Genomic DNA, 19,421 nt, shown 5'->3' with positions numbered 1-19,421 from the left:
ATTATAAACAAATTAATTAATGTTTTAATTAGATTAATTTGTGTAATGGGTGTATTTCATCAGGTGTTGTACCTAAGTCCTTAGCTGTTTCTGCGATAATCATATCGGTCATTGCTACAGCAGGGAATGCTAATTGTGAGTTGTCAATTGGACCGTAGAGAACGAAGTCTCCTGAAGCCATTGTTTGAACAATGTTAGCACCAATGTCGCACACGTGGTGTACGTCTTTTGATAACTGTGCTTTGTCGTTTTCTCTTAATCCTTTTCTGAATTCTCTTAACCAGTCCCATGCTGATGGAATGTTGTGGATACCACTACCTACTGGTAAACCTAATTTTGCTTTAACAGCGAATGAAGCTCTTACAGCTTGACCTGCACCATTACCCATAGGGGTTACAGCAACGTCAATTAATGGGTGTTTAATACCTGCTTTTTCAGCGAGTTCTAACATACCTGTTTCAGCTGTTTTACCACCGTTGTTTAAAACGTTTAATTTACCTTCTACTGAAGGGTCCATTGGGTCGAAACATAAAACGATTGAAGCTTCCAAATCACTTTCAACTAAATTTTGGAACTCTTCTTCGTCCATTGAAACGTTAATTGAGTTGTAAACACATTGTCCAGCAAATCCAGCTTCTGTAGCTCTTGTAGCTGCAGCCATTCTTGCTTTACCAGATGTTGAGTCCAATAACATAGGTCCATCCCATACATCAGCTACGAAGTCAATGTAATTAACGAGTGCTTCTTCTGAACCACCGAATACTTGCACTAATGCGGAATTACCTGTGATATCTTGCATTTCAGCTTGCTTGTTGATTAATTCTTCAGCAGCAGCTTTATCGAAGATACCTTTTTTAGCATCTTCTACAATTTTGTGTCTAGCGTAAAATATGGTACCTGATAATGCGGTAGGACATTCTCCTGGTTGTCCTCCAAATCTAGCACCAGCTAATTCAATAATTTCCTGTTCTTTGTCGAATTTGAACATTATTCCACCTCTGTAACAATGTTATTTTATAAGATTGAAGAACTGCAAAGCTCCTGCTAATGAGTATAATAATACGGTTCCAATTGCGAAACCAAGTACAATACCTACATCTCTTCCTGTTTTTTGACCTGTTCTTTGGAAGATTTCAGCATTTGTTCTTTCAACTCTATCTTCAACTTCGTCAAGTTTTTTCTGTAATTCTTTGAATTCCTTGTTTGGTGTTATTACTGTAGGAATTTCAGCCATCTAATCACCTTATAAATTTAATGATGGAATTATTAATTTCTCAATATTTATAATCCAATTTTTAATATTAATGGTATTGCGACAAATACTAACGCAAATATCGTACCATATAATAAACCGGTGAGACTTTCAGACTGAACTCCAGAAGCGAGACCCAAATCTCTTGTGATAAGTCCTACTTTATAGTCGAGACTTTCATTTAATTTTTTTACATATTCGAGATCTGGTTCTGATACTGTAGGAATACCTTCAATAGCAAAACCATCGCCTGAATCTTCTCCCGCTTCTCCCGCTTTACCTTCAAGGTCTATAACCATAGCATCTTCTTCTGATGCACCAGGGTCTTTGGAGATACAGTCTTTAACTGTTTGTTGAATTTTTCCTTTATCTTCTGAATCAATCATATCAATTAATTCAACGATTTGATTTTGGAATCTTGCAACTGGTTCTTGTCCAACGTTTTCCATGAACGGAATAGCTCCTTTAGCGCCGATAATACCACCATCGTCACCAATTCCATTTTCATAGAGAGCTTTGAAACATTGTCCTGTAATGTGTCCTTGAACTTCTGAACCTGTCACAACCATAAATCTGATGTTTGGATTTGAAATGTAGTTAACGATAACTTTTTCAATACCCAAGTTTTCTGTGTGGCAAGGTCCTGAAATAGCTGCACCTGCTTCGATAGCTGCTTCATCTAATCCGTGTGAACCCAATGTAACAACAGCTACACAGCTTTCAGGATTACCTACAACATATTCACCATTAGCAACAGGCCATCCTGTTGCAGGGGCTTTTTTATCTGCCATATTTTAGCACCTCCTGGAAGGCATATATGTTTGGTTTGATTTAGTATTTACATATTTAACTTAATTAATTTCAAACTTTTAATTGGTAATTTAACATAATTATTATTAATATTTTATTAATTATTAATTATTAATATATTTAGATACCAATCCGTGTTTAATTCATATATACAGTTTTAATCATTAATTATCCTTAATTATCCTTAATTATCATTAATTATTATTTAATCATCAATTTAATGGTTAAATACTGGCTAAATTAATAATTAAATTAATAACATACTGTATATAAGAAGTGATAAGAATAAACCTATTGCAACACCTTGGATTTTACCGTTATAATACCCAGAGTTGTATTTGTTAACAATTGCAGCTTGTTCAATTTGTTTTGAGATTATTCTCATTCTTGATTCAATTATTGCCATTTCAGGAGATGTTATTTTAACTGAAGAACCTTCTTCTTCTCCTGCCCCACCTGCTTTACCTTCAAGGTCTATAACCATAGCATCTTCCTCAAATGCACCAGGGTCTTTGGAGATACAGTCTTTAACTGTTTGTTGAATTTTTCCTTTATCTTCTGAATCAATCATATCAATTAATTCAACGATTTGATTTTGGAATCTTGCAACTGGTTCTTGTCCAACGTTTTCCATGAACGGAATAGCTCCTTTAGCGCCGATAATACCACCATCGTCACCAATTCCATTTTCATAGAGAGCTTTGAAACATTGTCCTGTAATGTGTCCTTGAACTTCTGAACCTGTCACAACCATAAATCTGATGTTTGGATTTGAAATGTAGTTAACGATAACTTTTTCAATACCCAAGTTTTCTGTGTGGCAAGGTCCTGAAATAGCTGCACCTGCTTCGATAGCTGCTTCATCTAATCCGTGTGAACCCAATGTAACAACAGCTACACAGCTTTCAGGATTACCTACAACATATTCACCATTAGCAACAGGCCATCCTGTTGCAGGGGCTTTTTTATCTGCCATATTTTAGCACCTCCGTGTCAAAATTAAACAATTTAGAGACCTATTAGGCTTAAATCCGTTTTAATGATTAAGAATACTGCGAGCATTAAAATTGACAAGGCAATCCAGAAACCGAAGAACATTCCTTGGAATAAACCTCCAATTTTGTACGTACCTTCTCTACCAACATATGATTTCATAGGTGCGTTTCTTGGGTCTAATGAATTTTCCAATGCTATCGCAAGTTTTTCTAATTGTTCTATTTCTGCTGAAACAGGTTTTAAGTCAGTTACAAGAATATCTTTTCTCATTTCTGCGATTAAACCTGAATCGATGTCCAATACTACGTTTATATCAGGACATACTTTAACAATTTCCATTTTATCACCTTATTCTTCTTTCTTAGGCAATTCTGGTGTGTATAAAACATCTGAAGCATCGTTCAAAGACATTTTTACAAACATAGCGTATGTTGCAACCCATAAAACTGCTGAAATAACAACTGATATTGCATCTAATTTTGAAATTGCGAATACTAACCATGCTAATAAACCACAAGCAATTGCAAGGTACATTGTTCTTCTGTGACTTTCGTTAGGTCCTAAACATGCGTTGAATGGGTGTAAAATTGCAATACCTGCTGCAATAAATGCTAAACCAATCATTCCTGTTTCTATTGCACCCGGAATGAATACTTTTGCTGAAAATCCGCCTGCAAAAGCAGTACAGAATCCCAAAATTGATAAAGCACCCATTAATGATAATTTTATCATACTTGATACAATAATAGGCACTTTCATACCTACCGGGTTTTGTGTTAATTTACCTACGATTGCACCGATTAATAATGATACGATAACAGCAATTATTGGTGTTGCCATTGAGTCGATTCCTAAAGCTACTGGTAAATATACAGCTGCGAGTGCTGATATTGTACCCATACCTAAACTTACCATACCAATTGAAGGAACCCCAGTACCTAAACCATATGCCGCTACTTTTCTTGTTGTGTTAGCTCCCGCTACACACGCTGGAACAGTTAATGCTCCGCCTATTAACATTGCATATTCTGGAAGAAAGTTTGCAATATACATTCCGATTAATGCTAGTACAAGACCAATCCCTAGAACTTGAGTTTCAGGAAATAGTTCTGCTGCGTGTCCTCCGCCACCATGTGACATAATTACACCTCATAATTTTTAATTAAAGTCCCATTGACATTCCAACTAATATTAAAGCTGCAACTAATGATGACACTGTTGAAGCAATAACTCCGTTAGGCATTTTCTTAAATTTAGGGTCGTGGAAACCTTCAATGGTACCACCAATGTTATATGAAGCAAGAACTGCATTCATAAAGAAGAATCCTACTGCTAATACTCCCGCAATTGCAGGTATTGTAAATCCTAATCCTAAAAGACCTACATAAGCCATTCCTCCACCGATTCCTCCTAAAGCTGCTCCGATTAGTCCACTAACGAAACATACTGTTGGAATACCGTGTCCAGTTGTACCTGGAGTGATAAATGCACTTTGTGGGTCTTTTGTGATGGGGTCAATATCACATTTATCTGCTGCTGGTACAATACCAACACCGTAAACGTAAATTAACTGACCTATTAACATGGTTAATCCTAACATAATCATAGCACCAACAGCACCTGATAACATAATCAAAAGTGCGTGAAGTGGATTGCTAGCTATTATGCCAGGTTGTGCAGCCATTCCTGCTGCTGCTAATAAACCTGTGAAACCTGCACCTGCAGCCAACTGTGTTGTACCGGTACCTACCCCAGTTGAAGTAGCCATCGCAGCTGGTGCACCACCTACTGGAACAAAGTGAACACTTGCGTTGATAATTGCTCCTGCAAGGGTGATTTCAACAAGAGGTAATATAATACTTGAAATATCCATATTATCACCATTACTTTATTAATTATTTGTATGGCCCGTACTTGTTTCTTGCATATACTTCTACTTTTCTGTTAACAATTGCAGTAGCAATTACGATTAAAACACCTAATATAATTGCAAGTAAAGCTTTGATAACGAGGTCTGCACCCATTATATCGCCGATAATATTTCCTGTAACGGTTCTCCAGCCATCTAAGAAGATAATTAAACCGAAACAGAGACCGGTTAATGGACCTCCGAGTCTTGAACAGAAGTATGATGAATCTAAACCATTTCTAATACCAGTTTCTGCTTTAATATCAATGTCACCTTGGTTAGCAACAGGAATACCACCACCGAAAGCGTATTTTTGGTATTCTCTTTCAGCACCATAGTGGACATCCCCGGTTGATGAACCGATAGCACCAACTGTGATACCGAAGATTAAAGCTACCAATGGCAATGGGAATGGATTACCTAATGCTAATGTAGCTAAGTAAGCTGCTAATAACATAGTGAAAATTGCTATAAAACCGTGTCCCATCATAGGACCCATGTGTGTACTTATAACGTCCATATAAACTGGTTGGTTGAAGTTTTTGGACTGACCAACAATCCTACCTAAGTATGCGCTTAATGAGTATGCACCGTGAGTAATTGCACCTACTCCTGAACCTACTATTAAACCTAAGATTGGATTGTATCCTGCATTCATTAAAGCCCATGCTACAGCTCCTGCAACCGCTACGTATAAACCGTAGGATACAGGTTCACCGGAGATAGCTTTGTTGAAATATCTGTGTATGTTACCCATTTGGGGACCTAATTGCACCTGAGAGTTAGGGTTTGACTGTGAACCTACATCTGATTCTAAGTCTTCCGCACAACCTGAAACAGTTGCCGCAGCACCTGCCAAGGCTAAGGCTCCAAGGGTTAATAATGTTGGATCCATTTCTTTCACCTCATTGATTAAGGTAATATTGGCTATTTGTTAATTAAATATTTTAAGAATTCGTTAAACATTTCTTTAAACATTTAATGGTGTTAACTATTCAAATATTATTTATTTATATGATATATATTACTTTCCATTTCATTAATAAGTAAAATGACGTTAATATCCAAAAATACAATTAAAAAACTCTTTAATTTAATTAAAGATTTTTTTATTAAATATATTTTACTTTTTAAATATTATAATGTACTATGTACTCATTAATAATAGATGTTAATATTGCATAATTTTACGTAAATTTAACATCAACATATATTTTATTTTTAGTATTATAATTATATTATGATTTAATTTGTATCATATCCGTATGTCATAAGACTAATAAATTATACAAATAAAAATAATTAATTTTAACACTTTTTTATATCATAGTTATTAAACAAAAATTGAATTTGATTAACTTTAATTATAATTGTTATCTATTACATAACAATTTTTAAAATATATAAAAAAAGGAAACCATAAAAGGTTTCCTTAATTTTTTTAAACCATATTATTTACTAAATTAAATTTTAGCAGGTAATATAGCGTCTCTTTCACCAGCAGCTTCGAATTCTCTCAAAGCACCTCTAGCCATTTCTTTTCTTGGCTTAGTGAAGTCGAATACTAATGAAGGGTCAGCAAATGCAACTTTAATTAATGCGTTTGTTGCGAATGCGTCTCCTCTAGCTGAGTGTGCAGACTGTGCAATACCAGCGTATTCACCTTGGTGACCTACGTTCATTGCATAGTTAGGGTAGTTAGGACCTCTTAATTCCAATGGTGAAGCTTCGTCGTTTCTTATTGCTAAGGAGTTTGAAGCACCACATTGGTCTTGTAAGTCATAACCGTAGAATCCAAGTCTGCTGTGGTATTCTTTGTGTAATATTTGTGATAAGTACCAGCCGTTAACACCAGCGTTTGAGTTACCGGTTGCCATACATGTTGAAATACCAGCTGCAGCAGCAGCAACAGCAGCTCTTTGTGAGCCACCGAAGTGGTCTTCTAATAATGCTGGGTATTCATCGTATTGTTCTAATGCATAGAGTGTAACTTCTGAAGCGATATCTTCAACTACATCCATTGTAGCTTTTGTTCCGCATCTTCCGTATTTTTTCTCTACGTAGTCTAATCCGTAGTATGAGAAGTCATCTAAGATGTCATCTGTGTATGATGCTGTAGCATATTGTGTGAATCCTACACCACCAGACATGTATGAACCAAGCCAGATTTGGTCGTATAAAGCAGCACCAGTTGCAACTACCTCTAATGATTGCTCAACAGGGTCGTCGCTAACTCTTGTTGTTTGTACAACATCTGATAAGATACCGAATCTAACTCCACCAGGTTCGTTTGGACCTCTTGCTCTTCTTCCAGGTAAAGCATTACCCATCTGAATAACGTCAGCGTGCTTAGCAGCGTATGAGAAATCAGCAATTGCAGCTTCCCCAGCACATAATTTGTATGCTGTAATGAAAGACATACCAATTTGCATTGCAGACCATCTTGAGATGGTACCACCATCACATACTCTACCAACGAGTGAAGGTACTCTTGATACCTGGTATGTTTTTTTACCGATAGCAGCTTTTAATTCTTCAGCTTGTTCTTCAGGGAACAATTTGTTAATGTTGATTACAAATCTGTCGTCTAATTCGTCAGCTAATTCATCGTCACCGGTGAATATCTTAGCATAACAGTCCCAAGCTAATGAAGGGTGAACTTCTACCATGTGCTCTTGAACAACAGCTCCCCCTGGGAGTGAGTGGTTAATTGTGTGCATGTACTCGTTGATTGTTTCAGGAGTTACTTCTACACCCAATCTTTTTTCAAGAACCATGTGAGCTGTATCCATACCTACGATAACAGTTCTTCTGATATCGTCCCATAATTGCTGGATTGCAGCGTTGTTCATAAAGTGTAAGTCATCGCCTTCTACATATGAATCAGTGTTTGAAACTTTGTAAGGCATTAATTTTCTTTGTCCTAAAGGTACACCAATATCTGGGTTGTACATAGGAATTCCGTCCCTTTTCTCAGCAACAATTCTTTCGTTTTCTGCAAAGAATTCTTTCTTCCTTTCTGATTGTTGCCATCCACCGTATGTATAGAACTTGGTGAATTTTTCTTTAGGGTCTTCTTCAAACTTTTCTTTTAATGCTTTTAAGAATAATCTTTTTTCAGCTTCCATATAGGTTCACCTCAAGATTTATGAGAGGTTTTTCTCCCGTAAGGGTGGTGTATTTAATTATAAGTATGCGTCGAAGATTTCATTGAGTGGACAGTATCCACCAAGTGTTCTTGCTCTGTGTATTCTTTTAACAACTTCTACAACTTCCATGTCGTCTCTCATAGCAACGCCATCTTTTCTGTAGATTGTTGTAATTTCTTTTAATTTTTCTTGAGGTACTGGTTCTCCTACATCAACAGGTTCGTCCAATGGTCTTCCAACCTGGTCTTTAACATATAATATGTGTCCTGTTGCTTCGTCAAACTCGTATCTTTGTAATGCATCGAACATTACTCCGTTTTCATCTAATCTTAATGAGTGCCCGTGTACAGTAGCTCCTCTAATACCTGTTGTAGCAGGGTCAAATAACTCTGTGTCAACTAAGTAGTTTTTAGAGATAGCTTCCAAGTTGCTTTCTCTTAACTCAACAACTTGTCTTCCTGATAATGTACCACAATCTACTCCTCTAAATCTTGACATGTAGAGTCTTGATCTGTCGTATGGTTGTGATGGAGCAAAGTACATTGAGTCTGCAAACTGAATGTATCTAATTCTGTGTCCTTCTTTTGCACCGCTGATAGGTTCTACTAAATCTCTTACGTAGTCTTCAGCTAAGTCCATTTCTTCTAAAGGTGGGTGAACGGTTTTGTAATCTTCACCTGGTTGTCTGTGACCCATTATTTTAACAACATCTTCATCTGGAATTTCTCTTAATTTTTCCAATTCAAACGCTGGGTTAATGTGATTTCTTCTGTTCTCAGCAACTTTTGTTGCACCAGGGTAGAACTGAGGCTTGTATGCCATAAGATCACCTTATTTCAAGTGTTTTTTTATTTTTTCAATAATTTCATCAATTTTAGATTGTGGTGATGATTCTCCTCTTACAACTCCAGTAACTATTTCAACAATAGTTCCTTTAGTTTTAGGTTCTACTGGGATTACATCAGCAGTTTTAATTCCGATTTTAGCAAAGTCTTCCATATCAATAGGTGTCTGGCAAACAACTATCGTAGGTATGTTAACGTGTCTTAAAAACAACCTTGCTTTATAAACAACGTGGCTTTTAACGTTTCCAAAGTGAATAACGCATAATTTATGCCTATTTACTTGCTCTACTTCCTCAGGTTTTAAACCAAAAGTTGAACCTAAACTATTTGGTGCATCTGCTGGAAGTCCGCTACCTGCATTTAGTACAAGTACACTTGTTTGAATACCAGATTCTCTGATTCCATAGGTAATTTCGCAAACAGGTTTTGTGATATGTCGTCTGCCGGGTGACATTGCAACTACTACAACATCATTTTTTAGACCTTCAGCAAAGGTTCCTCTCTGAGCTAATCCGCCACCTTGGCCTAATCCCATTACAGCTCTACAGTCAACAATCTGCTCTCTCCTACCTACTGGCAAATTATTCACCCTTTTCGCTTTTAGGAATAAGTGAAACGGAGTTCTCAAATCTACTTCTTGGGTCTGTAACACCAAGCATTCTTTTATCAATGCTATTTACGAAACTTTCACCGTATTTCAAGTAGTCAGTAACTGTTGGTGAATCTTTTATAAATCTTCCTTCTGATACTCTGTATCCGAATGGGAATAATTCATTACAAATTTCATCAATTTTAGACAATTCATTTTCATTGTCTAATAATATCCAAAATCTACCTACTTGTAAGGTTAATTGAACTTCGACACCATTCACATTGATGAGTTTCCTCTCACTGTGATTAACGGGTGCCCCTTTTGCAGGTCCATAACCAACTTTTTGAGGTAAGGATTCGCCATGTAGTATTACTCTTTGAACGGTTTCTAACTTATAAGCACTATTTAGGAATTTTTCCGTAGTAGTGGCTTTTAAGAACCTATGTGGAAAGACTTCAATTTCAATCATTTTTTTACCTATTATTCGATTATTTCAAAATATAATTAAACACAATTCATAATATAATTTACAATTATAGTTTATCATTGTCCTTTTTTATATTTTTACTAATTTAATCGATTTTTATCAGTAATATAAAATTTAGAAATTAGATTTTCGGAATTTATTAGTCATAATTTAATAAAATTCAAATATCTAATTAGAGTTTATCTTGAACTTCTAAAGCACCTTCAATTACGTATTTTAAAGGTTCTCTGAATTCATCAAATGCTGAGTATACTGTACCAACTAATGCTGAAGTTTTTTCAGGTGAGAACATCTGTGTACCAGCGTCCATACACATAGCTGCACATACAGGAGGTATAGCAAATCCTTTTGAGTGTCTTGTTACAACGTGGTTACCGTTGAAGATACCTGGTCCTCCACCACCGTAAATAGAGTGTGAGAAGAATGAGAATCCTACTGCAGTACCCATTGATCTACCGTAATCTACACCAGGTAAACCAGTTTCGTACTCAATAATGTCGTTGTAGTATAAAATAGTTGAAGCAACGTTTTGTGCAGCTCTAGCAGCACCACAGTTAACCATAACTGCAGCAACTAAACCAGCAGCAGCGTATGCGTTCCATTTGTTTACATCAGCAGGTTTGTACATGTTGAATCCTGAACCTAAGGTTTTGTCTACAACAATAACGCCATCTGCGATTGCTTTTTCAATGATACTGTTAACAACTGAACCAACTGTACCGTTTGCATTAGCTTTAACTAATTCAATCACTAAGTTGTTAGCGTTTAATCCTTGGTAAGCTAAACCTAATAAGTGCTGTCTTTCAAATGAACCAACTGCATCTCCCATTTCGAACATAGCTGTTTGTTCTAAAACTGATGAGAATGCGATAGCGTTCATTAAGCTCTTTTTAGTTGTAGCTACTGCGTGGTTTACAGGGATATTTCTTAAAGCGTATCCTAAACCTTCTAATTTTGATGGAGCACCTAATAATGATGCAATGTTTCCACCAGCGTAGTCCATATCTTGTGGATATTGACCCATGATAGCTGAGTGTACTGTTGAACCGTCAAACATATCAACGTTGAAGTTAGTGATAATAGCTTCTTTTAAAGCCATACCTGTAGCTAACATTGATACTGAGTATTCTGCAGCAACATCTAATCTTTTTGTAGGTACTTGCACAGCCATTTGTTTACCGCCGTTAATTAACTTAACTTCGGTATCATCACCAGCTGATACTTGTAATATGCTTTTTACTTTGTCAGCGATAGCTTCCGCATCACTTACAACGTCTAACTCTATAGCTCTACCAGGAACCTGGCAACCTTTACCGCCGATTTTACCTTTAGCCAATGAATCTTCAACACCAGCTAAGTTAACCGCCACGGTTCTTTTAATGTTCTTAACCATCCCCATTATAGTTGGGTTATTTAATGGGCTGATAGCTTCCAATGGTACATCTTCTGCTACTTGGTTTCCTTTCGCATCAAATAGACATATCTTATCTTCATACTTTACCATAGGAATCACTCCTATTTTTTTGATATATACATCATAACATTACTCTATGTGTATATATTCACTTTTTCATTAGCTTTAAATAGAAAAGTTTATATATTTGATGTAATTAACACAATAGTTTGCGATAAAATATTGAAAAATTAGCCTTTAATATATAAAATTAAGATGAAAATAGAAGATTTTTTTAAAATATGTAATTATTATATCCCAATATCTAAATATTATATTTAATTTAAGTATTATATCAATATTCGCATAAATAATTCGTTTTCGATAGTATATTACAAACAAGGCGTTTTTTATTACCATCCCCTATTTTTTAAAGATTTTTTAATACTTTCAAAAATAATTAAAACTAAACTGAAGTATTGAGAATATATAAAAAATTTTTCAATAATGTATTACAAATCATCCTATAAGTATTAAATTATCGTATTTTAGTATTATGAATTAGTAATATAATATTATATATTCATACGATTGATTATACTTTGTAATTCCATACCTGGTAATATCCTACCTATACTCAATAACAATTAATTTATATTCAATATAACAATATTATGATAAATAATATTATGATAAAAATATAAATAAATTATAATTAAACTACAATCAAATTATACTTACAGATAATCAATTATGTTTATGTGATTTTATGAAAAATTTTGACTTTGATAATTTAAACGATTTTAATGATATGGACTTTTTTGACCCTTTCCAAATGGCAAATGAGAAGCGAAAAAACGACCAAAAGAATGACAACTTAAAAACACAGCTTTTAATAGATTTAAAAGGAGAACCGGGTAAAAATTGTGGGGGCTTTTGTAAATTTTGCTATTTTAGAAAAGTAAATTTCAAAAATCCTGAACCTTTGGGTTGTGGACAATGTACTTACCGTATAGGTTGTGATTATTGTACTAACTCAATAAGGGAAATCAATGGCGATTTTATACCTTTACCTTTTGCAATTCAACAAATACAGGACTCTTTAATGTTTAAACGATATGATAAAATAAATATCACAAGTGGTGGGGATACAAGTTATTACCCTTATTTGGAGGAACTTTGCCGAGAAATAGCAAATATGGGTTTAAAAATACATTTAGGCTATACTTCTGGAAAAGGAATAAAAAGTTTGCAATCTGCAAAAAATATGGTTGATTATGGCGTTGATGAAGTGACATTTTCAGTATTTGCAACAGATAAACAACTTAGAAAAGAATGGATGAATGATAAAGACCCTGACGTTTCAATCGAATGTTTAAAGCACTTCTGTAAACATTGTGAAACCCATTGTGCCATAATTGTAGTTCCTGGCGTTAATGATGGGGAAATTTTGAAAAAAACAATATCCGATTTAATAGATTGGGGTGCAAATGCTATAATTTTGATGAGATTTGCAAATAAAATAGAAAATGGGTTGATATTTGAGAATGAGCCTTTAATTGAAGAGATTGAAGTTCAAACAATAGAGGAATTTAGAAATGTTGTAGAAGAAATGTACAATACGTACGGGGATAAAGTAAGACTTTCAGGAACGCCAGTTTATGACCCTATTACTGATACGCCATTTGCTATAATGAAAGATGAAGAAACAATAAATAATTTAAAAAATAGTATAAAATCCGAAGCAACGATTATTACGGGTTCAGTATCGTATATATTCCTCTCAGAACTTTTTAAAGATACGCCGATAAACGTTATAAAAGTTAATAAAGATATTTCAGACCTTATTACTAAAAAAGATTTAGAAACAATTGATTTAACTGAATTAAAGGATACTGTATTAATTCCTTCAAGAGCATTAGTTCACGATAGGGATATGGAAGATATATTAAAGAAAGACGGAAGCGATAGAATCGTATTACGGGGTGTTGATAAATTAACACTCGATGGAGAAGTTAGTGGAGTTTATACAAAAGAGCAAGCAATAGAATTTGAAAAGGAATGTTTTAATGAATTGATTGATAAAATAAATTTCTTTGGAACTCCCATAAAAAGTAAATAATTAATTTTTTTATTTTTTATTTTTAATTTTCTTTATACCTTATTTTTTAGATTATCTTTTATTTTTTAAATTTTTAATTTTCTTTATTAGTATATTCAAATATACAAATTAATTTACCTAAAATAAAAATGCCGAGGGGGGGACTCGAACCCCCGACCTCTCGGTTTCCCAGGACCCAGGGAATTAAATCCCTGAGTATTTTCCGTATGAGCCGAGCGCTATAACCAGCCTAAGCCACCTCGGCAAATCTCCACCTTTTCATCGTAAACCCACTAATTCATCTTGGCTACTTTAACATACTCAAAACATCTATATATAGTTTTCTATTACGTAAAATACCCAAATATATAAGTTTATGGATTTATTAAGTAATCTATTTATTTTTAAACTATTTAGCGAAAACTATATATATTTAAAGATATGATTAAACTATGTAATTAAGTTATATACCTCATAATGATTAATAATTGATATACTACGGTATAACAAGCATAATATGTATTATACACTGTTTTAGTGCGAGGGTCGCCGAGCCTGGTCAAAGGCGCTAGATTGAGGGTCTAGTCTCGTAGGAGTTCGAGGGTTCGAATCCCTTCCCTCGCATATATTTTAAACTCAGAGCTTTTTTAGATAATTTATAATTTATAATTTATTGATAATTTTATAATTATAAGTATGATTATATGTAAATATATTTTACAAAATTATTATATTTTACAAAATATTGGCTATAATTTATTTATCGAATAAACATAATATTGTAATTTATAAGATAAATATAACGATAAAGAAACTTTTTAAAACTGTTTTATATTTTAGAACTTATATTTTGAAAAAATTGAGCTGAAAATATGGAAAACTCAAACAATAGAAAAGAAATTGTAGTATGTATTACAGGCGCCAGTGGTGCAATTTATGCAAAAAGGTTGTTGGAAGAGCTAAAAAAAGATGATTCGATAATCACATCGTTAGTAGTTTCAAAAATGGGTATTTCTACAATAAAATATGAATTAAATATAGAAATAGATGAATTTTATAAATTAGCGGATAATTATTATTTGGAAGACGATTTTTATGCCCCGATAGCGTCAGGCTCCCATAAATTTGATTCTGCTATAGTGATACCCTGTTCTATGAAATCGGTTTCAGCAGTTGCAAATGGTTATGCAGACAATTTAATTGCAAGAGTATGTGATGTTTGTTTAAAAGAGCACAGAAAATTAGTGTTGATTACTCGAGAAACACCCTTAAATGCAATTCATTTGGAAAATATGACTAAATTATCGAAATTGGGTGTAATTATAATGCCACCAGTACCTGCATTTTATAGTTTCCCTAAAACAGTCGATGATATTATAAATTTCACTGTGGGACGAATTTTAGATACTTTAGATGTTAAAAACAATTTAGTTAAACGTTGGGGCGATGAATAATTTAACATTAATAGTAATATTAACATTAATAATATGAAATTTAACATATTTCTTTTTTAAACTAATTTAATTAGTTTACTATAATTTAAAATAATATCATTATAATTATATAATATATTGAATAATATACTCATAATATCAACGTATCAAATTATTAAACTTATCAAAAGTATTAGGATTTTAAACAGTAATCTGTAATATTTATATGTAATAATTAATTGGTGAAATTATGCTTGACAAATTGGGTCAAAATATTTCAACTGCACTAAATAAAATAAAAAGTGCAACATTAGTGGATAAAAAATTAATTAAAGAAGTTATAAAGGATATCCAAAAAGCTTTAATTCAATCGGACGTTAATGTTAAGCTTGTTTTAAAAATGAGTAAGGATATTGAAAAGAAAGCGATAGAAGAAAATCCTCCAAAAGGTTTAACAAAAAAGGAACACATTATCCAAATAGTTTACAATGAACTTGTACAATTGATTGGAAATGAGCCTCAAAAGTTAGACTTAGACCCTTCAAAAAAATCAATAATTTTGTTGGTTGGTATCCAAGGGAGTGGTAAAACTACAAGTTCCGCAAAATTAGCAAGATTAATCCAAAAAAGAGGTTTAAAACCCGCTTTAATTGCAGCAGATGTTTACAGACCTGCGGCATATAAGCAATTACAACAGCTCGCTGAAAAAATAAATGTTCCTCTTTATGGTGACGAAACAAGAACCAAAACTCCTATAGAAATAGCTAAAGATGGTTTAAATAAGCTAAAAAAAGCAGATGTATTTATTATTGATACTGCAGGTAGGCACAAAGAAGAATCTGGTCTTTTAACGGAAATGAAAGAATTAAAAGATGAACTAAATCCAAAAGAAATTGTTTTGGTTATTGATGGTACTTTGGGACAACAGGCTAAAAACCAAGCTAAAGCATTTAAGGACGCCGTGGAAGATATCGGTAGTATTTTAGTTACTAAATTAGACGGTTCTGCAAAAGGTGGTGGTGCTTTAAGTGCGGTAGCTGAAATAAACGCTCCTATTAAATTTATTGGTACTGGTGAGGGTGTAGACGATTTAGAAACATTTGAACCTAAAAAATTTATATCCCGACTTTTAGGTATGGGTGATTTAGACAGTTTACTTGAAAAAACCGATGATATCGTAGAAGAAGCAAACGAAGAAGATATCGAAGCAATACTTAAGGGTAAGTTTACATTGGTTGAATTATATTCCCAATTAGAAACAATCTCAAAAATGGGGCCAATGAAACAAATATTAAGTATGATACCAGGAATGGGTGCATCAATGCCAAAAGAGGCAGCAAGTTTAACAGAGCAAAAATTGAAACGTTATAAAATTTTAATGGATTCTATGACTGAAGAAGAAAAGGAAAACCCAGAACTAATTAAAACTTCACGAATGCAAAGAATTGCAAGAGGGGCAGGAGCAAAACAGGAAGAGGTAAAAGAATTATTAAAATATTACCAAACTACTAAAAATGCTTTCTCAAACTTAAAACGTGGTAAAATGCTAAAAATGGGCGGTCAAATGGGTAAAATTATGAGACAAATTATGTATAAAGAATAATTAAACTAATAAAAATAATAAATTAATAAAATAATAAATTAATAAAATAATAAGCTAATAAACTAAAAATTATTTTATTTTTAAATTAACTCTTTTATTTCTTTTAAATTTTTTTCAACATTTTTATTTACATTTTTATATAAACTTTGACAATGGCTATCCATCGAAACAACCAAAGGACCAAATTCTTCAACTTTTAAACTCCAAAAAGCTTCTGGAATCCCCAAATTTAGTTTATGGACTGATTCAACTTTTTTAACACTTTCTGCAAGTAATGCAGCACATCCACCAGGTGCTGATAAGTAAACGACGGAATGTTCTTCAAAAACACTTAATAAGTCGTCAGACATTCCCCCTTTTCCGATAATCGCCGAAATATTAGTAATTTCTATAAATTTTTTTTCAGTTTTATTCATACGTGCTGACGTGGTTGGACCAATTGCCACACATTCCCATTCATCAGTTGTTTTTCCCGTTTCTGTCTTTTTCTGTTTCATTATGGGGCCTGCGTGATATATTACGCCATTTTTTAAATCAACAGGGGGTTTTTCTTCTTCTATTGCAGTAATATGTGCTTCGTCTCTCCCAGTGCATATATTGCCAGATAAATAAACAATATCTCCAACGTTTAATTTTTTAATATCTTCTTTTGAAATAGGGGTTTTTAAATGATATTGCATAATTTCACCGTTTTATAATTTAATTTATATATCTAATCTTATTACTGTATTTTTAATTATATTTTTAATTATAACTTATAATTATTAATATATTTTTTATATTATGTAGTTTAATTATTAATATACTTAAGATATTCAATAATATTTAATCTATTAAATACATTCATTGCAATGAAATACTATTTAAATGTATTAATTTTAAAATTTATAGTGATAAAATGGAAAATCAATCTTTTAATTTTGGTAAATTTAATAATAAGTGTGGATTATCTTCACTTGTATATATACACGATGATATAGTATCTTCCTTAGAAAAAATAAGCAAATATAACTTTGATTCTTGGGAAATAGTTTTTGAAGGTACTCACGCAGAAGCAGACTGTAAAATGGATAATATTTTAAATTTAAAACATTGTGAAATGAAAAAATGTCAAAAAGGTTTGGAAACTGTAGTACACGCCCCATTTACTGATTTAAACCCTGCTTCATTAAATGACAAGGTTTCAAAAGTGACCGTAGACAGTATAATCGAGGCAATAGATTTTGCTTCAAAAACAAACTCTAAAATCGTGACTGTACACCCGGGTTATATTCCATATCTTTGGAAAGATTATAAGGAGCGAGTAATCGAAAGGAATAGTAATTCGATAAAAAAATTAGTGGAAGTGGCTGAAACTTACGATATAACAATCGGTTTGGAAAATATGCCTAACTTTTTTGGTGTTTTAGGAACTACACCCGAAGAATTAGAACTGCTTACAAAAGGAATTGATTCAAATAGTTTGGGTATTACATTCGATATTGGTCATGCAAATACTTGCAAAGAGTTGTCAAACTTAAATACTGAGGATTACATCGCTGAATTAAACAATATTGGTAAAGGTATAGTTCATACTCATATTCACGATAATGATGGGACTGACGATTCTCACCTTAAACTAAAAGAGGGTAATATTAATTTAGAAGCCGTCTTTACAAACTTAAACGACATTAATTATAACGGAATTTATAGTTTGGAATGTAGAAGTATAGATGATGCAGTTGAAAGTAGGCGTATTATATCAGAAATTTTGAAAGATATTAATTAATACTTAATCAATTTATTTGATTTAATTTATCAGTAAATTATATAATGAATATTGTATTATGTAAATATAATCTAAATATGCAGTATCAATGAGTTAACCAAAAAGATTAAGTCGGTGAAATTATGAAAGTAGCAATATTGGGCGGAACAGGCGACCAAGGATTAGGTCTTGCAATGAGATTTGCAATGAATGAAGCTAATGAAGTAATCATTGGTTCAAGAAAAGAAGAAAAAGCAATCGAAGCTGCAAAAGAAGCAATGGAACGTTTATCCACAGTACAATCAAAAGATACAAAAAACATATCTATAAATGCAATGACAAATTTAGATGCTGCAAAAGAAGCTGACGTGGTACTTTTATCATTACCGTTTGAATACACTATTTCAACATTAAAAGATTTGAAAGACGCTTTAAAAGGTAAAATAGTAGTTTCTTTAATGGTTCCATTAGCAAGTGCATTTGGAGATAAACCTACAAGAGTAATCACTTGTCCACAAGGCTCCGTAGCTGAAATGGTGCAAGCATATTTACCAGAATCAACTGTGGTAAGTGGTTTCCATAATGTATGCCATAAGTGTTTATGTGATTTAGAAAATCCTATCAATTGTGATGTATTGATTGCAGGTGATGATAAAGAAGCAAATAAAACAGTTGTGGAACTTGCAAATACAATCAACGGTGTAAATGGTATTGATTGCGGAAAATTAGAAATTTCAAGATATATCGAACAGATAACTCCGCTTTTAGTTCAATTGAATATAAAATACAAAGCTAAAGGAACTGGATTGAGAATAACAGGTTTAGAAGGTAAATTATAATAATTAACTTTATTTTTTATTTAAATTTTTATTTAAATTTTTATTTTTTAGTTTTATATTAGTTGTTTCATTTAAAGTTCGAGTGATTATATGGGTAAAAAAGTTTTAAATAATCTTTTGGAAAAATATATTTATTTGGGTATTTTTACAATACCTTTTACAATATTGTTTATTCCTCAAATTGGATACAATATAATTTATTACTATTTTATGGGAATTATTCTAATAATCCTTATATCTGAATTTATCGATTAAATAATATAAA

At 32.9% G+C, this 19,421-nt stretch carries 20 protein-coding genes and 2 tRNA genes; 7 read left to right on the top strand and 15 right to left on the bottom strand.

Annotated elements, in window-relative coordinates; translation table 11 throughout:
* Nucleotides 1-28: 28 nt before the first annotated feature.
* From mtrH to mcrB, 13 genes are all read right to left on the bottom strand, one after another.
* Entirely contained in the window at nucleotides 29-988 is a 960-nt protein-coding gene (gene mtrH, locus J3E06_RS01345; RefSeq protein ID WP_013180521.1) for a tetrahydromethanopterin S-methyltransferase subunit H, read from the bottom strand.
* Between the two features lie 21 nt (nucleotides 989-1,009).
* Nucleotides 1,010-1,234 (bottom strand): tetrahydromethanopterin S-methyltransferase subunit MtrG, encoded by a 225-nt coding sequence (mtrG, locus tag J3E06_RS01340; RefSeq protein WP_013180520.1) that lies wholly within the window; start codon nucleotides 1,232-1,234, stop codon nucleotides 1,010-1,012.
* A 47-nt stretch (nucleotides 1,235-1,281) separates the two neighbouring features.
* Nucleotides 1,282-2,043, bottom strand: coding sequence for a tetrahydromethanopterin S-methyltransferase subunit A (gene mtrA, locus J3E06_RS01335; RefSeq protein ID WP_013180519.1), 762 nt, complete (start codon nucleotides 2,041-2,043; stop codon nucleotides 1,282-1,284).
* Between the two features lie 266 nt (nucleotides 2,044-2,309).
* Nucleotides 2,310-3,038, bottom strand: a complete 729-nt coding sequence (gene mtrA, locus J3E06_RS01330; protein ID WP_013180518.1) for a tetrahydromethanopterin S-methyltransferase subunit A — start codon at nucleotides 3,036-3,038, stop codon at nucleotides 2,310-2,312.
* Between the two features lie 32 nt (nucleotides 3,039-3,070).
* Nucleotides 3,071-3,397, bottom strand: coding sequence for a tetrahydromethanopterin S-methyltransferase subunit B (locus J3E06_RS01325; RefSeq protein ID WP_013180517.1), 327 nt, complete (start codon nucleotides 3,395-3,397; stop codon nucleotides 3,071-3,073).
* 9 nt (nucleotides 3,398-3,406) lie between these two features.
* Nucleotides 3,407-4,198, bottom strand: coding sequence for a tetrahydromethanopterin S-methyltransferase subunit MtrC (mtrC, locus tag J3E06_RS01320; RefSeq protein ID WP_013180516.1), 792 nt, complete (start codon nucleotides 4,196-4,198; stop codon nucleotides 3,407-3,409).
* Nucleotides 4,199-4,220: 22 nt separating this feature from the next.
* Nucleotides 4,221-4,931 (bottom strand): tetrahydromethanopterin S-methyltransferase subunit D, encoded by a 711-nt coding sequence (mtrD, locus tag J3E06_RS01315; RefSeq protein ID WP_013180515.1) that lies wholly within the window; start codon nucleotides 4,929-4,931, stop codon nucleotides 4,221-4,223.
* A 22-nt stretch (nucleotides 4,932-4,953) separates the two neighbouring features.
* Nucleotides 4,954-5,862: a tetrahydromethanopterin S-methyltransferase subunit E gene (mtrE, locus tag J3E06_RS01310; RefSeq protein ID WP_013180514.1), complete on the bottom strand. Its 909-nt coding sequence runs from the start codon at nucleotides 5,860-5,862 to the stop codon at nucleotides 4,954-4,956.
* A 568-nt stretch (nucleotides 5,863-6,430) separates the two neighbouring features.
* Nucleotides 6,431-8,095, bottom strand: a complete 1,665-nt coding sequence (mcrA, locus tag J3E06_RS01305) for a coenzyme-B sulfoethylthiotransferase subunit alpha (RefSeq protein ID WP_013180513.1) — start codon at nucleotides 8,093-8,095, stop codon at nucleotides 6,431-6,433.
* Between the two features lie 57 nt (nucleotides 8,096-8,152).
* Entirely contained in the window at nucleotides 8,153-8,938 is a 786-nt protein-coding gene (gene mcrG, locus J3E06_RS01300) for a coenzyme-B sulfoethylthiotransferase subunit gamma (protein WP_013180512.1), read from the bottom strand.
* Nucleotides 8,939-8,947: 9 nt separating this feature from the next.
* On the bottom strand, nucleotides 8,948-9,541 hold the full coding sequence (gene mcrC, locus J3E06_RS01295; RefSeq protein WP_013180511.1) for a methyl-coenzyme M reductase I operon protein C: 594 nt from the start codon (nucleotides 9,539-9,541) through the stop codon (nucleotides 8,948-8,950).
* 1 nt (nucleotide 9,542) lies between these two features.
* Nucleotides 9,543-10,022, bottom strand: a complete 480-nt coding sequence (gene mcrD, locus J3E06_RS01290) for a methyl-coenzyme M reductase operon protein D (protein ID WP_013180510.1) — start codon at nucleotides 10,020-10,022, stop codon at nucleotides 9,543-9,545.
* Nucleotides 10,023-10,212: 190 nt separating this feature from the next.
* A complete protein-coding gene (mcrB, locus tag J3E06_RS01285; RefSeq protein ID WP_013180509.1) occupies nucleotides 10,213-11,544 on the bottom strand; it encodes a coenzyme-B sulfoethylthiotransferase subunit beta in 1,332 nt (443 codons plus the stop codon).
* Between the two features lie 724 nt (nucleotides 11,545-12,268).
* Here mcrB and mmp10 point away from each other — a divergent pair.
* Entirely contained in the window at nucleotides 12,269-13,555 is a 1,287-nt protein-coding gene (gene mmp10, locus J3E06_RS01280; protein ID WP_048187544.1) for a methyl coenzyme M reductase-arginine methyltransferase Mmp10, read from the top strand.
* Nucleotides 13,556-13,684: 129 nt separating this feature from the next.
* Here the strand turns inward: mmp10 and J3E06_RS01275 are convergent.
* Nucleotides 13,685-13,799 (bottom strand) — tRNA-Met (locus J3E06_RS01275).
* A gap of 274 nt (nucleotides 13,800-14,073) precedes the next feature.
* On the opposite strand from J3E06_RS01275, the gene J3E06_RS01270 reads away from it, so the two are divergent.
* The 3 genes from J3E06_RS01270 to J3E06_RS01260 all read left to right on the top strand — a co-directional run bounded on the left by J3E06_RS01270 (nucleotide 14,074) and on the right by J3E06_RS01260 (nucleotide 16,570).
* Nucleotides 14,074-14,158: transfer RNA gene (locus J3E06_RS01270), tRNA-Leu, on the top strand.
* 248 nt (nucleotides 14,159-14,406) lie between these two features.
* Nucleotides 14,407-14,988, top strand: coding sequence for a UbiX family flavin prenyltransferase (locus J3E06_RS01265; protein WP_013180507.1), 582 nt, complete (start codon nucleotides 14,407-14,409; stop codon nucleotides 14,986-14,988).
* A gap of 229 nt (nucleotides 14,989-15,217) precedes the next feature.
* Nucleotides 15,218-16,570 carry a signal recognition particle protein Srp54 gene (locus tag J3E06_RS01260; protein WP_013180506.1) on the top strand — a complete coding sequence of 451 codons (1,353 nt, stop codon included), beginning with the start codon at nucleotides 15,218-15,220 and terminating at the stop codon, nucleotides 16,568-16,570.
* 80 nt (nucleotides 16,571-16,650) lie between these two features.
* Here the strand turns inward: J3E06_RS01260 and J3E06_RS01255 are convergent, their stop codons facing one another.
* Nucleotides 16,651-17,250, bottom strand: coding sequence for a FumA C-terminus/TtdB family hydratase beta subunit (locus tag J3E06_RS01255; protein ID WP_013180505.1), 600 nt, complete (start codon nucleotides 17,248-17,250; stop codon nucleotides 16,651-16,653).
* A 218-nt stretch (nucleotides 17,251-17,468) separates the two neighbouring features.
* Between J3E06_RS01255 and J3E06_RS01250 the strand changes: the two genes are divergently transcribed.
* From J3E06_RS01250 to J3E06_RS01240, 3 genes are all read left to right on the top strand, one after another.
* Entirely contained in the window at nucleotides 17,469-18,338 is an 870-nt protein-coding gene (locus J3E06_RS01250) for a sugar phosphate isomerase/epimerase family protein (RefSeq protein ID WP_013180504.1), read from the top strand.
* 122 nt (nucleotides 18,339-18,460) lie between these two features.
* Nucleotides 18,461-19,156 carry an NADPH-dependent F420 reductase gene (gene npdG / locus J3E06_RS01245; RefSeq protein ID WP_013180503.1) on the top strand — a complete coding sequence of 232 codons (696 nt, stop codon included), beginning with the start codon at nucleotides 18,461-18,463 and terminating at the stop codon, nucleotides 19,154-19,156.
* A 90-nt stretch (nucleotides 19,157-19,246) separates the two neighbouring features.
* Nucleotides 19,247-19,411, top strand: a complete 165-nt coding sequence (locus tag J3E06_RS01240) for a hypothetical protein (protein WP_013180502.1) — start codon at nucleotides 19,247-19,249, stop codon at nucleotides 19,409-19,411.
* Nucleotides 19,412-19,421: the final 10 nt, after the last annotated feature.

Origin of the sequence: Methanococcus voltae (assembly GCF_024807655.1) — an archaeon.
Taxonomy (GTDB): domain Archaea; phylum AGJL01; class Methanococci; order Methanococcales; family Methanococcaceae; genus Methanococcus; species Methanococcus voltae_D.
This window is presented reverse-complemented; position numbering and strand designations above follow the sequence as displayed.

Coding starts and splice junctions, on each gene's coding strand:
- mtrH (WP_013180521.1), bottom strand. CDS start 988: ATGTTCAAATTCGACAAAGAACAGGAAATTATTGAATTAGCTGGTGCT.
- mtrG (WP_013180520.1), bottom strand. CDS start 1,234: ATGGCTGAAATTCCTACAGTAATAACACCAAACAAGGAATTCAAAGAA.
- mtrA (WP_013180519.1), bottom strand. CDS start 2,043: ATGGCAGATAAAAAAGCCCCTGCAACAGGATGGCCTGTTGCTAATGGT.
- mtrA (WP_013180518.1), bottom strand. CDS start 3,038: ATGGCAGATAAAAAAGCCCCTGCAACAGGATGGCCTGTTGCTAATGGT.
- J3E06_RS01325 (WP_013180517.1), bottom strand. CDS start 3,397: ATGGAAATTGTTAAAGTATGTCCTGATATAAACGTAGTATTGGACATC.
- mtrC (WP_013180516.1), bottom strand. CDS start 4,198: ATGTCACATGGTGGCGGAGGACACGCAGCAGAACTATTTCCTGAAACT.
- mtrD (WP_013180515.1), bottom strand. CDS start 4,931: ATGGATATTTCAAGTATTATATTACCTCTTGTTGAAATCACCCTTGCA.
- mtrE (WP_013180514.1), bottom strand. CDS start 5,862: ATGGATCCAACATTATTAACCCTTGGAGCCTTAGCCTTGGCAGGTGCT.
- mcrA (WP_013180513.1), bottom strand. CDS start 8,095: ATGGAAGCTGAAAAAAGATTATTCTTAAAAGCATTAAAAGAAAAGTTT.
- mcrG (WP_013180512.1), bottom strand. CDS start 8,938: ATGGCATACAAGCCTCAGTTCTACCCTGGTGCAACAAAAGTTGCTGAG.
- mcrD (WP_013180510.1), bottom strand. CDS start 10,022: ATGATTGAAATTGAAGTCTTTCCACATAGGTTCTTAAAAGCCACTACT.
- mcrB (WP_013180509.1), bottom strand. CDS start 11,544: ATGGTAAAGTATGAAGATAAGATATGTCTATTTGATGCGAAAGGAAAC.
- mmp10 (WP_048187544.1), top strand. CDS start 12,269: ATGGCAAATGAGAAGCGAAAAAACGACCAAAAGAATGACAACTTAAAA.
- J3E06_RS01265 (WP_013180507.1), top strand. CDS start 14,407: ATGGAAAACTCAAACAATAGAAAAGAAATTGTAGTATGTATTACAGGC.
- J3E06_RS01260 (WP_013180506.1), top strand. CDS start 15,218: ATGCTTGACAAATTGGGTCAAAATATTTCAACTGCACTAAATAAAATA.
- J3E06_RS01255 (WP_013180505.1), bottom strand. CDS start 17,250: ATGCAATATCATTTAAAAACCCCTATTTCAAAAGAAGATATTAAAAAA.
- J3E06_RS01250 (WP_013180504.1), top strand. CDS start 17,469: ATGGAAAATCAATCTTTTAATTTTGGTAAATTTAATAATAAGTGTGGA.
- npdG (WP_013180503.1), top strand. CDS start 18,461: ATGAAAGTAGCAATATTGGGCGGAACAGGCGACCAAGGATTAGGTCTT.
- J3E06_RS01240 (WP_013180502.1), top strand. CDS start 19,247: ATGGGTAAAAAAGTTTTAAATAATCTTTTGGAAAAATATATTTATTTG.